This window comes from Teredinibacter waterburyi (assembly GCF_001922985.1).
GTDB classification, from domain to species: Bacteria; Pseudomonadota; Gammaproteobacteria; order Pseudomonadales; family Cellvibrionaceae; genus Teredinibacter; species Teredinibacter waterburyi.
In genome coordinates, this window is sequence record NZ_MRUH01000010.1 from 1 (window position 1) to 14,538 (window position 14,538).

The 14,538-nt window shown below is 48.8% G+C and carries 11 protein-coding genes; 3 read left to right on the forward strand and 8 right to left on the reverse strand.

The features are described 5' to 3' along the window. Window positions 1-25 precede the first annotated feature (25 nt). A complete protein-coding gene (locus IDZ20_RS00965) occupies window positions 26-712 on the forward strand; it encodes a class I SAM-dependent methyltransferase (RefSeq protein ID WP_188149561.1) in 687 nt (228 codons plus the stop codon). A gap of 13 nt (window positions 713-725) precedes the next feature. On the opposite strand, the gene IDZ20_RS00970 is transcribed toward IDZ20_RS00965, so the two are convergent. Then, on the reverse strand, window positions 726-1,688 hold the full coding sequence (locus tag IDZ20_RS00970; protein ID WP_188149562.1) for a transporter substrate-binding domain-containing protein: 963 nt from the start codon (window positions 1,686-1,688) through the stop codon (window positions 726-728). A 426-nt stretch (window positions 1,689-2,114) separates the two neighbouring features. On the opposite strand from IDZ20_RS00970, the gene IDZ20_RS00975 reads away from it, so the two are divergent. Then, window positions 2,115-3,227, forward strand: coding sequence for an MbnH family di-heme enzyme (locus IDZ20_RS00975; protein ID WP_188149563.1), 1,113 nt, complete (start codon window positions 2,115-2,117; stop codon window positions 3,225-3,227). Between the two features lie 33 nt (window positions 3,228-3,260). Here the strand turns inward: IDZ20_RS00975 and IDZ20_RS00980 are convergent, their stop codons facing one another. The 5 genes from IDZ20_RS00980 to selD all read right to left on the reverse strand — a co-directional run bounded on the left by IDZ20_RS00980 (window position 3,261) and on the right by selD (window position 8,677). Then, a complete protein-coding gene (locus IDZ20_RS00980; RefSeq protein WP_245792036.1) occupies window positions 3,261-4,808 on the reverse strand; it encodes a PhnE/PtxC family ABC transporter permease in 1,548 nt (515 codons plus the stop codon). After that, window positions 4,798-5,496 carry an ATP-binding cassette domain-containing protein gene (locus IDZ20_RS00985; RefSeq protein WP_188149564.1) on the reverse strand — a complete coding sequence of 233 codons (699 nt, stop codon included), beginning with the start codon at window positions 5,494-5,496 and terminating at the stop codon, window positions 4,798-4,800. The genes IDZ20_RS00980 and IDZ20_RS00985 overlap by 11 nt, the downstream gene beginning before the upstream one ends. Window positions 5,497-5,502: 6 nt before the next feature. Beyond that, window positions 5,503-6,369 carry a putative selenate ABC transporter substrate-binding protein gene (locus IDZ20_RS00990; protein WP_188149565.1) on the reverse strand — a complete coding sequence of 289 codons (867 nt, stop codon included), beginning with the start codon at window positions 6,367-6,369 and terminating at the stop codon, window positions 5,503-5,505. A 42-nt stretch (window positions 6,370-6,411) separates the two neighbouring features. Then, window positions 6,412-7,530 (reverse strand): tRNA 2-selenouridine(34) synthase MnmH, encoded by a 1,119-nt coding sequence (mnmH, locus tag IDZ20_RS00995; RefSeq protein ID WP_188149566.1) that lies wholly within the window; start codon window positions 7,528-7,530, stop codon window positions 6,412-6,414. An 85-nt stretch (window positions 7,531-7,615) separates the two neighbouring features. Continuing rightward, window positions 7,616-8,677 carry a selenide, water dikinase SelD gene (gene selD, locus IDZ20_RS01000; RefSeq protein ID WP_188149567.1) on the reverse strand — a complete coding sequence of 354 codons (1,062 nt, stop codon included), beginning with the start codon at window positions 8,675-8,677 and terminating at the stop codon, window positions 7,616-7,618. A 339-nt stretch (window positions 8,678-9,016) separates the two neighbouring features. Here selD and IDZ20_RS01005 point away from each other — a divergent pair, with 339 nt between their 5' ends. Further along, window positions 9,017-10,591, forward strand: coding sequence for a cellulose binding domain-containing protein (locus IDZ20_RS01005; protein WP_188149568.1), 1,575 nt, complete (start codon window positions 9,017-9,019; stop codon window positions 10,589-10,591). A 220-nt stretch (window positions 10,592-10,811) separates the two neighbouring features. On the opposite strand, the gene IDZ20_RS01010 is transcribed toward IDZ20_RS01005, so the two are convergent. Continuing rightward, window positions 10,812-11,969, reverse strand: coding sequence for a DUF4380 domain-containing protein (locus IDZ20_RS01010; RefSeq protein WP_188149569.1), 1,158 nt, complete (start codon window positions 11,967-11,969; stop codon window positions 10,812-10,814). Further along, window positions 11,969-14,488, reverse strand: a complete 2,520-nt coding sequence (locus IDZ20_RS01015) for a glycoside hydrolase family 9 protein (RefSeq protein WP_188149570.1) — start codon at window positions 14,486-14,488, stop codon at window positions 11,969-11,971. The genes IDZ20_RS01010 and IDZ20_RS01015 overlap by 1 nt, the downstream gene beginning before the upstream one ends. Between the last annotated feature and the right edge of the window lie 50 nt (window positions 14,489-14,538).

A 14,538-nucleotide genomic window follows, 5' to 3' on the forward strand; every position in this document is an offset into this window, starting at 1 on the left:
CTTTTTTCTTTGTTAGTTGGTTTAGATGTATTCCCATGCGCGCTCTATTTGCGGGATAAAAGTCCTCAAAAACAAAAGTCCCATACTTAAAGAACATATCAAGAATACCGAAGCTCCATCCCTTTACGGTCATCAGGTTTGGAAGTCTAGTTTTCTATTGATGGAATATCTAAGTGAAAATCCGCTAGTCGATAATCAGCGTGTAATGGATGTTGGATGTGGTTGGGGGTTGCTAGGTATTTTTTGCGCAAAGCATTTTGCCAGTGACGCCCTGCTGGTCGATGCGGATCATCGTGTATTTCCCTACGTAGGCTTCCACCAAGATTTAAACGAGGTGAGTGTGCAGACATCACATACCAGTTTTGGCGATTTAGCGCATAAGGATTTTGCCGAACAAGACGTTGTGGTTGGTGCGGATATTTGCTTCTGGCCGGAATTGACGACGCAGCTGCGCAGTATGTTTGTACGCGCTTTGGAAGCAGGTGTGAAGCGTATTATTTTGGCGGATCCTGGCCGTAAAACGTTCCATCAGCTCGCCGATTTTTTTAGTACCCACTATAACGCAACCGTCGTTCAGCGCGAGAGTCGTGGTCGCACCAAGTCGATGGGTTATCTGCTGCTGATTGATGGCCAGGGATCGGAAGCTCTTAAGTCAGACGATCTTGAATCCCCCAATTTTTGTTCAGCCATCAGTCTATTGGAAGCGGTCTGACGCGCTTGCTATCTCAGGGTTGATACCACAGCTCGGTTCGCTCCAGCGGCGCACCAGGGGGAAGCGAATCGACTTCCAGATCAATACGTCGACGCTCTTTTAGTTTTAACTGCTCCAGCCGCTCGGCAAAATATTTGTTAAATATCAGATCAAATGACCCGTCGGCGACGGCTCGGTTCAACCCTGTTTCAAGCATTTCTGCAAGCTGGGTGTTTTTTCTATCAACAAAAAAATAGTAGGCGGCGGGGTAGTGCAGAACCAGATCTTTTTCGATGCTAATACTGAAATCTGGGAAGGCATTTCTTTCATCCCAGATTTCCAGTGCGGATCGTGGGAAATAATCGATTCGTCTAGCGTTGAGCATGCCAAACATCCCCTCCCAGCTAACCGAGGTTTTTACTGGAAGTCTCTGCTGTTCGAATAGTGGTGTGTCTGGCCAGTCGTGGCCAAGTACGGCAACTTTTTGTCTTAGTTTTGCAATGGAGTCAATTGCTGAGAAATCTGCTTGGCTATCAGCGTTAATAAAAAAAATACGCCAGCCAATTAAGCCCTTGAAAAGCGGTATGCGAATAGGCTGTAAATCTTGTTCAAGTTCGTTTTGGGTATTGATCCAGTGGACGTCGTAAGTGTTATTTAAAATATACCGGCTGCTACGACCCTCTTTCATAAACGGCAAGTCTATCTTCTCGAGCGTGTAGCTTCTTCCTGATTTACTGAGTGCGAGATCTAGAATTTCAACAAAATACTTTACCCTTTGGTAATAGTAGGGGTTGGAGTCTGACGCTGGGTAGCGTACACGGATAGATGGCAAGGATGTTTGAGCTGTCAGCTGATTCGCTGTTGGTAACGGCGTTGGTGTATTTGATGTGCTAATTTTAGTTGAACTGTCGCCGGAAAAATCAGCTGAGCAAGCGGAAAAAATAGTAACAATAATTGCCGCCAAAACTAGTCTGTGAGCTAAATCTAGGTGAGCCATGAACGATCTAGCCACCGATAAAATGGGGCGTCCACGGGAACGAATATCTTGTGCGCTTGTTAGAGGGATCACCAGTACACCTGCTTATTTGGTTTTCTAGCGTCCCAGCTTAATGTTGTTATGGTTTTTTGCGTCGCCGTGGTTCTAGGCGTTTATTGGGATAGCCTAACGGCTAGTCAGAGCTGCCATCGTTACCCATAATGGTAATATTAGCCTACACAGCCTAGTTTTCACTGTAACCGGTGTCAATAGTTTCATTTGCGAGCTGTAACCCGTTACCCGTTTAGCTATGTCATTGGCTGTGGGCTTGCGATGGCTGAACACGTGTTGTAGGTTTTCTTCCTGGCTATGTCTATTGGTTGCTCAATAGAGACGAGAAATAGCCTCGATAAATGTCGGTGAGCGTTGATGAGTGTGAGTAATTAAATGTATTTAGCGTTAAAGCGTTCGAAGAGATTTTTGTTATTTATGCCCGCCGCGGTGTTGATTTTGTCGTGCAGTGGCGTACCAATGAATGCGTGGCAGTGGTCGCTACCGCCGGGAGTCGATGTACCCGAAGTGCCTGCGGATAATCCGATGTCGGCAGCAAAAGTTGTGCTCGGTGAGCGATTATTCTTCGATAATCAGCTTACCGCCAATCAGGCAATGAGTTGCTCTAGCTGTCACCACCGTAGCAAGTCATTTTCTGAAGGCTTGTCTTTTACTGTAGGTTCGACGGGTGAAAAGAATCGACGCAATTCCGCGACACTGGTGAATCTTGCTTTTAATCGCAGTTTTACCTGGGGCAATGCTGAGCTAGAGCATCTCGAAGAGCAAATTGTTATACCTTTATTTGGTACCGAGCCGCTCGAAATGGGAGCCACAGGGCGTGAGCAGGAAATTCTACAGCGCTTTAAGGCGGATCAAACCTATCGAGATTTATTTGCATCGGCATTTCCAGGTGAGCGCGACGCAATTAACTTTATTAATATTGTTAAGGCCTTGGCGAGCTACCTGCGGAGTTTGAATTCCTTTAACTCTGCGTATGACCGCTTTCGTTATTTTGGCGATAGCAATGCGTTAAATGAATCGGAATTGCGTGGCTTTGCGCTATTTAACTCAGACAAAACCCGTTGTAGTCGTTGCCACAGTGGCGTGAATTTGAATGAACCGATTGATACACAACGACTTGCCGCGGAAGATACTTTCCACAATACCGGGTTATATAGTTTTGATGTGGCGCGAAAGTTTGATGACGGTCTCTTTGAAATTACCCAGAGAGCGGATGATCACGGCAAATTTAAAACGCCGACCTTGCGCAATATTGAAGTTACATCTCCCTATATGCACGATGGCAGTATCAATAGCTTAGAAGAAATTATAGATTTTTATGCGGCTGGTGGCAGGCTAATAGAGCGGGGTTGGAAAGCGGGAGACGGTCGCGCTCATCCGAATAAAAGTAGCGATATTACCGGCTTTGTTATTAGTGCAGAGGAAAAGCGTGACTTGATTGCTTTTTTAAAGTCGCTAACTGATCGCGAGTTTATATCGGTCAACTGATAGCAGAGGTTTGCTCGAGCTAAAAGGGTTGCTTTATCTTTTTAGTTTTAATTCTGAAAATACTGCGCGGGATTCGCTTAGCCCACAGTAACGACGGGTTTGCCTAGCAAAAAAATCTACCGCTATATTTAATAGCGCGGCAACTACTACCAATAGCAGTGCTTTGTCGTAGCGAATCTCAGCGAAGGCAGAATCGACATAAAATCCTAGGGTGGTAACACCTAATATGCCGAGGATGGCAGTTTCTCGCATGATGACCTCCCAGCGATATAGCAGTAGCGTGAGTAAATAGGGGAATATTTGCGGTGTTATTTGGTAGCTGTAAAGATTGAATCCGCGGCAGGCATCGATGCGCTGCGGTAGCTCGTCACTGGCGCGCGCGACTAAATAACCGATTAAGCCACTATTGTGAATGGCCAGTGCCAGCAGGGCTGGTAGTGCCGATGGCCCGCAAACAAGTAACAGTACGAACGCCAACACCATCTCAGGTGTAGACCTCAACATCAGCAGTGCGCCATGACCGATGAAAGCGCCGCGCCCCGCCAGTGGACGGCTAGCAATTGGATAGATGAGCGTTGCCAGTATCCCGGTGAGTACCAGTGCAATTAACGATAGTACTAGGGTGTAGCCGGCGGCAGGTAAGAGCGTTGTCCAAAGTTGCGATCCGTACCACTGCACTGTTTCCCAGAGCAATCCCTGTTGTAGTGTTCGCGGCCAAATGTCGTGGCTAATAAATTGCCAAAAATATTGACCGTTTACCGGCGCTGATTCAGGTAGCAACCAAAACGCGATGATTACATATAGCGGGATAAGTTTTGCGTGCAGCCAATAGCGTAGGCTAGCAATAAGTGCGAACAGTGCCCAAAGTAAACAGGCCGCTTGTGAGTATTGGCCTTGTTTGAAGGCTGTTTCAAAATAAAATCCTAAAGTAGGCAAACCAATAAAACCTAAAATTGTACTGGAGCGCAGCGCACACTCAAATCTGTAGCGCGTATAGGCGACTATTTGAGGCCAGGCCTGGGGCAGGCGCGTATACAGCCATCGGCTTAGCAGACTGCTACTGGGCGCTAGTGCATGTTGCGGTAGCGGAGCTTGTTGCTCCAATATCTCCGCGAAAACTTTTGCAAAAATACCGGCGTAAGGGATTGCGATGGCGAGAACGCCGGTAGTTGCACTCAAACCGAATACCTGCATTAAAATTAACGCCCAAAATAATTCGTGAACCGCACGAATGCTGGCGCAAAAAACGCGCACGCTGCGAGCGTGGAAAATTAACGCCAAGCCAAACCCCACCACTACCGAAATTACTACCGCGATTAAAGCGAATGAAACTGTTTGTAATAGTGCTTGGCCGAGCGCGGGCCAATCGTACCAATTGGGGGTGATAACGCCTAAGGCGATGCGAAGTAATTCTTGGCCGGGTTCTGAGGGGTAAACTTTTAAATCGGCGAATGGCAGTAGGGCGAGTGCGAGTAGAAAAAAACCACCGCAGACTTGTAGCCAAGGGCGACCACGCAAAAGATTGTAGCGCGGTGGAGCGGAGACCGACTTGGCGACAGCTTGCCTCGAATCAGTGGCCACTATAAAACTGACTTAGTTGTTCGTGGCTGAGAGACGACGCGGTTTGATCGAATGCGACTTCGCCACAGCGCAAACCGATTATTCGATCGAACAGAGTTAACGCCAGCTGCGGATCGTGCAAGGCGACGATACTAGTTTCATGTTGCTCTAGCAGGTGCGCCAAAACCTGCTCTCCCTGTAGCGGATCGAGATTCGATACTGGCTCATCACCCATAAAAACCGTCTGACCGCGATAGAGTGCGCGAGCCGCTGCAACCCTTTGGCGCTCCCCCCCCGAAAGCTTACTTACGGTTGTAAATAACAGCGGGGTAAGACCGAGCTGGTCGGTAATGGCTTGTACTTGGCGAACCTGAATTTTGTTGGGGACGAGCAAGTTTACTAGGTTGAACAAAGTAGAGTGACGCTCTAGCTGTGCCATGTAAATGTTGTGGTAGCAAGACAGGCTATCCACTAATCCCAGTTGTTGCGGACAAAGTGCGGTGACGGTTCGCAGTTGCAGATACAGTGCTGACAGCAAGGTTGATTTACCCGCGCCGCTGGGGCCAACTAAAGCGATTTTTTCACCGCGATCAATAGTTATATTCAGCTGTCGAAGTACTGCGCCCGGACTTTCCGTGACGGAGCCGAGTAAGGCTCCACCGCGGTGGTCGCAGGCGAAGTTTTGCAGTTGAATAAGCGCGTTAGTCATACCTGTTTATTGCAACAAATCGATCGCACGAGCGGTGTCTTCAATCGCTTTGTAGTCGTCGTTTTTAGCCGCTACAAATGATTTGCGCGGGAAGGCTTTTAGCAGGGATTTATCTTTCATGTTGAGCAGGGCGTTACGCAATTTTTTGGTAAAACCTTTGCCGTACACCTGATCGGCATCGCCGCGTAAGGTCCACTGGTAATCGGGGTAGTTGGGTGTTTCCCAGATGACTTTAACTTTGCTCGGGTCAACCTTGCCTGCGGCAAGTTCTGTTTCCCAGACAAGATAATTAACCGCACCTACTTGATAGGCTCCAGACTGGACCTGCGCGATGGTGGCACTGTGGTCGCCAGAAAAACCTACGCGTTCAAAAGCTTCTTGTGGTGATTGCTTAAGGTTTTCGCGAATATAAAATTCGGGCATAAGGCGTCCTGAGGTAGAGCCTTTCGATCCAAAGGTGAAAGTCTTGCCAGCGATAGCCTTAGGAAATTCAGTGGAGGGTTCGACATTTGCGTTTTTGTGGGCAATAAAATATGTCTTAAAAAATTGATCTTCGTAACCCTGTGCAATCGCTTGGGAGTTGGGTACAGCGAGGCGTGCCTGTACACCGGAGAGCCCGCCAAACCAAGCGAGTTGCACTTGGTTATTGCGAAACGCCGTGATTGCTGCAGCGTAGGATTTTACCGGAATATATTTAACCGGTACGCCAAGCTCAAACTCAAGATAGGCCGCGACGCGATTAAAACGCTCGACCAAACGGGATTCATCTTCGTCGGGAATCGCGGTAAAGGTAAAGGTTGCGGCGGTGGCTTGTAGGCTAAGTAGTAGCGTAAAAATTGCGGCTAATGCCGTAAGGAGTCGAAGCTGTTTCATGCGGAGGTCTCAAGAGTGTCGGTTTATAGGGGGTATGGCTAATTAATAGGTGTTGTGGCTGTTATTGTGGTTGTTGAGGTAATCCACAACATCGTTCGGGCGCCCGCTGAAAATAACGCGTTCTTTTTTTTGTTCGATTTGGTAGTTGTACATCGGGTCGTAGTAGTCGCGCAAGAGTGTTTCTATCCAACGCAAGTGGCCACTGCTGTCACCGCGACGATGTTGCTCCAGCGCATCGTTCATCCACTGTTGTAGTTCAGTATGTCTTGCGCCACCGAGGCGGCGGCGAATTTTATCGAGCGACTGCAATAGTTCTGTGGCGAAGCGTGCGAAACCAGCTTCTTCGCCGAGTAGTTGTTGACAGTCGATAAGGTTGTGCAAAATATAGTTTTTAAATGAGTGCTCTACGCGCTCAGACAATAACGTTTCTACAACCACCAGTGGAGATTTTGACATGGCTAAGCGCAAACTCTCTGGTAGGGCGCAGCGGCCGATTAATTTACTTTCGTCCTCGACGATAATGGTGTGACGGGGCGCTTGATGGTGAAGCTTGAGCAGTTCGATCGCAACTGCGTTCTCGAATGTGATTTGCGCGGGTTGCCCGGCTACGCGTTTTCCAAACGCACTGCCGCGATGATTCGCTAAGCCTTCTAAATCTAAACTACTTGAAATACGTGGCAGCAATTCGGTTTTTGCCGAGCCGGTTTGGCCGCCGACGATAACGAATGATTTATTTTTTGTGTGTAATTCTAGGTTGTCGATAAGAAAGCGGCGCATGGCTTTATAGCCTGCTTCTATGCGTGGGTAATCGCAGCCAGCTTCGCTAAGCCATTGCTGTGAAATCTGCGAACGCAGACCGCCGCGAAAACAAAACAGGTAGCCTTGTGGATTGCGTTCGGCAAAATTTAACCAACTATTCACCCGCGATGTTTTGATCTTGTCGCAGACAAGTTTATGGCCCAGAGCGATAGCGGCGTCTTGGCCGTGCTGTTTGTAGCAGGTGCCGACTTGTTCACGCTCTAGGTCATTCATAAGGGGAATGTTTTCGGCATTGGGGAAACTGCCGCGGGCGAACTCAGTGGGTGCGCGGGTATCGAGCAGCGGCGTGTCCGTTAAAAATATCTCGGTGTAGTTGGCGCTGTCTGGCCGTTTTGTTTCCACTGATGATGTTCGCTCTATGAGTTATCACTTGTTAAGTTTGAATTCGCCAACGAGATTTGTTGATTGGCATTTGCGCGCTAGGCGATTAGCTATTTACTCGAATGCGCGGGCCGTGCTGTTGTTCGCACAGTTCACCTATTAGTGCTGGTTCGATTTCCTCGCTGCGCAATATTGCTTCTATTTGTTCGCGAGCACTGGGTGCCACCGCGACTAACAATCCGCCGCTGGTTTGTGGGTCGCAAAGAATGTGTTTTTGTTGTTCGGTAAGTGCCGTTATCTTATACCCATAGCTGACGAAGTTGCGTTCGGTGCCGCCAGGAATACAGCCTGCTGCAAGGTATTCTTGCACGGCAGGTAATATAGGTAAGGCGGCAAAAGAAAGTTGTGCGTTGAGATTGCTGCCTTCGCAGACTTCTAAAAGGTGACCGATTAAACCAAAACCTGTTACGTCGGTTAGTGCCGATACCGCGTCGAGTTGCGAGAGCTTTGCGCCGACGCTGTTCAGGCGGCACATCCAATCTCGCGCCAGAAATTGGTGTTCGGCTTTAAGCTTTTTTTGTTTTTGTGCTGTGGTGAGTACGCCGATACCGAGTGGTTTGGTTAGGTAAAGAAGGTCTCCAGCTCGTGCCGATGCGTTGCGGCGCAAACGGTGTTTGGGTACCCGGCCGGTAACGGCAAGGCCGAAAATAGGTTCTGGAGAATCAATACTGTGGCCTCCGGCGAGTTGAATGCCTGCGTCGGCGCAGGCTTGGCGGCCACCTTCGATAACCTGTGCAGCCACTTCGGCGGGTAACACATTTATCGGCCAGCCGAGAATGGCGATGGCCATAATGGGCTGACCGCCCATGGCGTAAATATCGCTAATGGCGTTGGTTGCCGCAATGCGCCCGAAGTCGAATGCATCGTCGGTTATGGGCATAAAGAAATCGGTAGTGCTGAGGATGACTTCGCCATTCCCTAAATCGTAGGCGGCGGCATCGTCGCGGGTGTTGTTGCCAACGAGCAACGCTGGGTCAACCGCTCGAGTTATATCACTTGCCAAAATTTTGTCTAATACCGCAGGCGATATTTTACAGCCGCAGCCAGCACCGTGGCTGTATTCGGTGAGCTTGTATGATTTGCTGTCGACGGCGTTATCGCTGGCCATTTTGCGGTCTCGCAGAGGTAGTTGTTGGAACGAGGCGGAATAATAGGGTGTTTGGCTGCTGTTGTCATGGTTGGGCCGATTTCGCCGACGAGTTTATACGTGAATGCTTGTTTGGGTGGTTGTGGCAAGGGGTAATGTTTGACACTGCAGGCGAGTTAGACTTTTAAGTGCCGTGAACACGACCTTTGTGACCTTCTCGGTACACAATGAGCAAAAATTGAACTAGAATCCCACGTCTTCTAGGTTCGCTGAATTCTGTTGCGGTTAACCTATCAGGTATTCTGGTTCTTTGTTTTGTCCCAGTCACAATAAAGTTAATAAGATATTGGGGTTTTTATTATGATATGCAATAACGTTAAATCTTTGACGACTGCAGCTATCGCTGTGGTTTTCGCAATTTCGGCGGGTTTTGCCAATGCGTTGGTGTCGGGTGCGGGAGAGGCAACTCTTTCCATTCAGAATGACTGGGGAAACGGCTTTTGCGCCGAAGTTCGTATCGCTAATAACGGTACATCTAACATTACCAACTGGAGCGTAGAGCTAGCCGCAAACGGTTCTAGTTTTGGTAACCTCTGGAACGGTTCTTTGTCTGGCAACACGGTAACGCCGGTAGCCCACAATAGCACGATTGCACCAGGCAGCAGCGTTGCTTTCGGTTTTTGTGGCAGCGGTTCTGGTCGTCCAGATGTATCTGGATTGAGCGTAACTGGTGGCGGGACTTCGGGTGGCTCTTCATCGAGCTCCAGTTCATCTAGCAGTTCTAGCTCGTCAAGCTCTTCGAGTAGCTCTAGCTCATCTTCTTCTAGCAGCAGCTCAAGCAGTTCTAGTTCATCTAGCAGTTCTAGCTCTTCAAGTAGTTCTAGTTCGTCTAGCAGTTCTAGTTCTTCTACTGGCGGTTCGGCTGGTCAGCAGTGTAATTGGTACGGCACCTTGTATCCATTGTGTAACAACCAGAGCAGTGGTTGGGGCTGGGAAAATAACTCCAGTTGTATCGGACGTGATACGTGTAGCAGCCAAGACGGTAATGGCGGTATTGTGGGCAGTAGCTCCAGTTCCAGCAGTTCTTCGTCTAGCTCTTCATCTAGTTCGTCTAGCTCTTCCAGCAGTTCGTCCTCTAGTTCGTCCAGCAGCTCTTCGTCTAGCTCATCTTCGAGCTCGAGTGGCAGTGCGCCTCAGTGTGACGGCTATGCAACGCGCTACTGGGATTGCTGTAAGGCTCACTGTAGCTGGTCTGGCAACGTACCATCGGTTACACAACCATTGAGCGCTTGTTCGGCTAACAATCAAACCCTTGGTGACGTTAATGCCGGTAGTAGCTGTGATGGCGGCAACGCGCATATGTGTTACGGCCTGACGCCTTGGTCAGTTAGCAACACCTTGTCATATGGCTTCGCGGCAACATCGAGCGGTGACGTTTGTGGTCGTTGTTACGAGATCCAGTTTACTGGTGCTTCACACAACGGTGGCAACGATCCCGGTTCGGCAGCATTGTCTGGCAAGCGTATGATCGTTCAAGCGACCAACATTGGCTACGATGTAAGTGGCGGTCAGTTTGATATCTTGGTTCCTGGTGGCGGCGTGGGCGCGTTTAACGCCTGTTCTGATCAGTGGGGTGTATCAAACAGTGAACTTGGTGCTCAGTACGGTGGTTTCCTTGCCGCTTGTAAAGACGAGTTGGGTTACAACGCTAGCTTGTCGCAGTACAAGAGCTGTTTGTCTAACCGTTGTGACAGTGTATTTGGATCGCGCGGTTTAACCGAGTTGCAACAGGGTTGTCAGTGGTATGCAAATTGGTTCGAAGCAGCCGATAACCCCGCACTTAAGTGGAAAGAAGTAGCGTGTCCTGCTGCGATTACTGGCCGTTCTGGTATGAATCGTGGTGCGTTAAACGATATTAGTAACTCTTGTAATTAATGGCCGGTTTGGCTCTCTAGACTTGAGAGCCTTATCGTTTATTTAAGGATTAGATTTACTTTTTACGTGTAAAACATAGCAGTGCTAAAAGCCCCCGGATCTGTATAGGTTCGGGGGCTTTTTTATGCGTGTTGTTATGTTGGGGATGTTCTAGGAGATCTTGTTAGCGTGTTCGCTAACCGACAGCGAAGGCTCTAAGCCACCGACCAGTATTTTTATTTTAGCGTGTCGAATTTGAAGCCTTGAGTGCAGCCTCTAAAAAACTGAGCCGTGCTGCATCGCTATCTATCCCTGTATAAGCTAGTGCCTGCCAGGTTTCATAAAATCCAATGCTTTCGCCTGTGGCATAGTGGCTGAGTGGCCCGTGTACTTCTAATTCGATTATTTCCGAGGAGTCGCTACTACCAAAGGCATAGTAAATTTCGATTAAGGTATGTTCGGGGTGAATGCGGCTGGCTTCAATAGGCTCAAATTCAATTAGCAGAAGCTGACCTTTAATAAACGCAGCGATCCAACCTTCGTTCGCTTGTATAAAAAGTTTTTCACGACGGGATTTTAAGCGCCCTTTACTTTTTTCAGCATCTAGGATATCGGCGCTGTCTAGGTGAAGTTCTTCTGAATCTTCCCCCAAAGCGATAGCACGACTAATTTTGAGGACGTTATTTAGCTTTAGAAACGCTGGAGGTTGGTGGGGGCTTTGCGGTGTATTAAAACGAACTGAGTTATGAGCTGGCGCAGGTGTGTAGATAACCGCGTCGGTGGTTACGCGCGTGTTAAACCAGAGATTATTAGCGACGCTGTGATCATTGTTATTGCGTGCTTGAGCCGTTAGCAGCAGTTTAGAGCCATCATCAATAACGGTAAATGTTTTGTTTAGCGAAATGCCAGATAGAGGGCTGCTAGCCCCTTGCAGCGCAATCTCTGTAGGGCTGCTAGTTAGCGTTTCGTTTTCGTTCCAGACCAACCAGGGGTCGGGAGGCCAGCGCGCGCCGTCGTCACGGCGTTTAGGGTTGAGGTTTTGGTGTGTCCACCACTGTGATTGCGGGCCCAGCCAAACAATATGGCCGTGGTAATCAATATGTTGACCATCGGCTGTCGGTGTTGGGCTTGGTCGGGTTGCCACCGCATTGTCTATCAATAGCAGGTTCGGCTTACCGGGCACCGAAAAGTGTAGCGCGCGGCCGCCGAGGTTTGGTGTAGCGGCGAAGCTAAAAGCTTGGCTGTTTAGATAAAGTTGTTTTACTGGCACCGTGCCTTTATCGGTCATGGCCTCGGGGATTGATGTTTCTCCGTGATTGCTTGGTGCGCAACTGGATATTCCAGTACAAGCTAACGCGAGGCCGAGGCTATATAGGCAGCTATTGTTGAATAAGCGCATCAGTCAACGTTCACTTTCGTTTGAAAATGATTCTGTGCTGCCAGCGCGAGGAACATGTAATTAGTGGCACCTCCACCCATCACATATTCAGTTTGTTGCCAGAAGAAAGGCCAAATTTTTAATTCGGGTAAGTCGGGTCGAATAAGGGCGGTACCGGAAATGACGCCACCGGGGATATGTGACCAGTCAGCCCTATTTACACCGTAAGCCACCAGTGCCGATTCTGAGCCCACGCCCGATACAAATGACATGGTGTTGCTACCGGGGTGAACACCTAAAACAAAATTTAGCGCATTAATATAAAAATCACTGCTGGTGTGTTGCGGCCATCCCTTATGGAAGAAATATTGCTGCACACCGAATCGTTGCACCGTCCAGCCAGCACCCCAAATGTTGGGTTTATAGGGCACACCAAACGGCGATTCGAGTGCCTCGTTGCGTAGTGTAGCTTGATAGTCGGACACGGCTTGGGCAACAGCAGTTAAAAATTCCGGCTTATCAATAGCCGTTAAGCTGTGACCTAAGGCCCAGCCAGTGGAGGCTATGTTGGCAACAATAAAATCTTGCAGGTTTAGCAGCTGCGAACGGTAGCTCGTTTCGCCGGTTGCCAGTAGCAGTTCGGTAAGTGCAAAAACCTGCGAACTGCGATCCTTATCTTTAAAGTGTTCACGGTTTGAAATTGCGGCGAGATAAATTGCTTTAGCTGCGGCGAGTGATTCTTGTGATAGCTTTGGGTTGTGAGTTTTTAAGGTGCGAGAAGCGGCAGCAAGACCGGCGGCAACGTAGAGTTCGCGGCCCGGATTTTGCTCGGTAAATACCCAGCGGTCATCGGGTTTGCCAGAATATTCACCGCGAATTTCATTCGCCTTTAGCTTTGCATCGTAATAAAAATTATCGGTTTGACTGGCGGCATCGCCGAGCATGACGTATTGGCGAATTTCCGGGACAATAATCCCGCGATATAAACGCCCCAGCGCTTTGTAGCCGCCTAAAACGGAAAGCACACCGTGTTCGATTTGCTGCAGTGCATCGGATTTTCCGTCGGGCTGATGAATCTCAACAAGCTGCTGGGTTTGATCGATCAGAGTGGCATCGTAATCAAGGCCAAATTCTTCCACCATCATCGCCAGTAACCACACCGTACCTATTTGTGATTCAACTCGTAGGTCGTAGTCGCCGGCGTCGTGCCAGCCGCCCTTGTTTAATCCCGCTACTCGTTCCCCCGGCTTGAATGAGCTAAGCGTGGAATCGCCGGAAATGTAGCCATCAAAGTGGTTGAGATTAACGGGCGACATAAGTGCGTCGTCGTGGTGACAGAGGTCGTGCCAAACACGATATTTTTCGTTAACTCGCATATGGCACATTTGCACCGGCAAGTAATACTCTAATGTGGGCTGCCAGACATTGCGGTCGTAAACAGAATCTGCAATGGCGAAGGGGTTGGTTTTTTCTCCACGGTATTCAATTTCATACATACCCTCAGTTGTGATCTCGGAGAAATCAAACGTCAGGTACTGGTAGCGTAAAAATTTACCCCAGTGCTTAACTTTTTTACTGACGACTTTCTTAGAACCCTGTTCAGTTAAGCGGTACAGCGTCGCCTTACTGGTTTTGCTGTCGGTGCCATCTTGTTCGATGATTGCAGTTTTGCTTTGCTGGCTGTGGTAGCCCAATTGCGATACTTGAATTACAGGCTGATACTGCCAGTTTTTAATCGCATTGGGTGTGACGATCCACTCGATTGCATTGTTGGTTGCTCCAGCAGGCACTAATGAGCGGACAATAAACCAGCCGTTATTATGGTTGCTGCGACCGTCCCAAAGCGTTAGTTGTGTATTTTTGGCTTCGATGGTCATGCGTTGCTCTGCGCTCTCCGGCGCGACTACTAATTTGTTGCCAGTGGCTAAAGCGGCAGTAATAATTTCGCCGTGATCATCAATTAATGGGCCGTTGGGTTGGTTTGGGAAAATCCCTGCATGGCTATCCAGCAACCATGCTTTACCAAATAAATGTTGAGGGAAGAGTTCAAAGTTAAAACCGACTTTGCCAACCCATTCCTTAGGTAGTGGCTTTTCCAGGTCTACCGAAATTTTAAAACTACTGCCCGTTAAGGGTTCTACATGTACGCTGTAGGAAAAATTAAAATCCGGATAGACAATGGGGTTGAAGCCTTTGCGATTTTTGTTGGGGTCGGGGTACGAGAGAGTTTGGGTAATGCGCTGTGCGGCTTCGTCTAGGCTATGCTCACCGCCTGCGGGTACTGGTGACCATTGTCCTGGAGAGGTTTCTAAACGCAGGTCGCCATTTGCAGCAACTCGCTGACCATGTTGAATTACGGTAACGCCGGTTTGGTGGCCGTCGGGGTAGATATCGGCGAATGAGGTTACATTTAGTCCGGGCATTGCGAGGTAGCCCAGTTCGTTCAGTTTTAAATCCGCAGCCACTGTTGTGCAAGACAAAAGTGCGCCTGCGAAACTGATACAAAGCTTAGAAACTATGGTGTTGAGTTTAATAGTCATCGGTTTGGGTCCGTCTGAACTTAAATTGTAAGCCGCTAAAAGTGCGCGCT

Excerpts from the sequence above, each read along its gene's own strand:
- IDZ20_RS00965 (WP_188149561.1), top strand. The coding sequence starts at position 26 with ATGTATTCCCATGCGCGCTCTATTTGCGGGATAAAAGTCCTCAAAAAC.
- IDZ20_RS00970 (WP_188149562.1), bottom strand. The coding sequence starts at position 1,688 with ATGGCTCACCTAGATTTAGCTCACAGACTAGTTTTGGCGGCAATTATT.
- IDZ20_RS00975 (WP_188149563.1), top strand. The coding sequence starts at position 2,115 with ATGTATTTAGCGTTAAAGCGTTCGAAGAGATTTTTGTTATTTATGCCC.
- IDZ20_RS00985 (WP_188149564.1), bottom strand. The coding sequence starts at position 5,496 with ATGACTAACGCGCTTATTCAACTGCAAAACTTCGCCTGCGACCACCGC.
- IDZ20_RS00990 (WP_188149565.1), bottom strand. The coding sequence starts at position 6,369 with ATGAAACAGCTTCGACTCCTTACGGCATTAGCCGCAATTTTTACGCTA.
- selD (WP_188149567.1), bottom strand. The coding sequence starts at position 8,677 with ATGGCCAGCGATAACGCCGTCGACAGCAAATCATACAAGCTCACCGAA.
- IDZ20_RS01005 (WP_188149568.1), top strand. The coding sequence starts at position 9,017 with ATGATATGCAATAACGTTAAATCTTTGACGACTGCAGCTATCGCTGTG.
- IDZ20_RS01010 (WP_188149569.1), bottom strand. The coding sequence starts at position 11,969 with ATGCGCTTATTCAACAATAGCTGCCTATATAGCCTCGGCCTCGCGTTA.
- IDZ20_RS01015 (WP_188149570.1), bottom strand. The coding sequence starts at position 14,488 with ATGACTATTAAACTCAACACCATAGTTTCTAAGCTTTGTATCAGTTTC.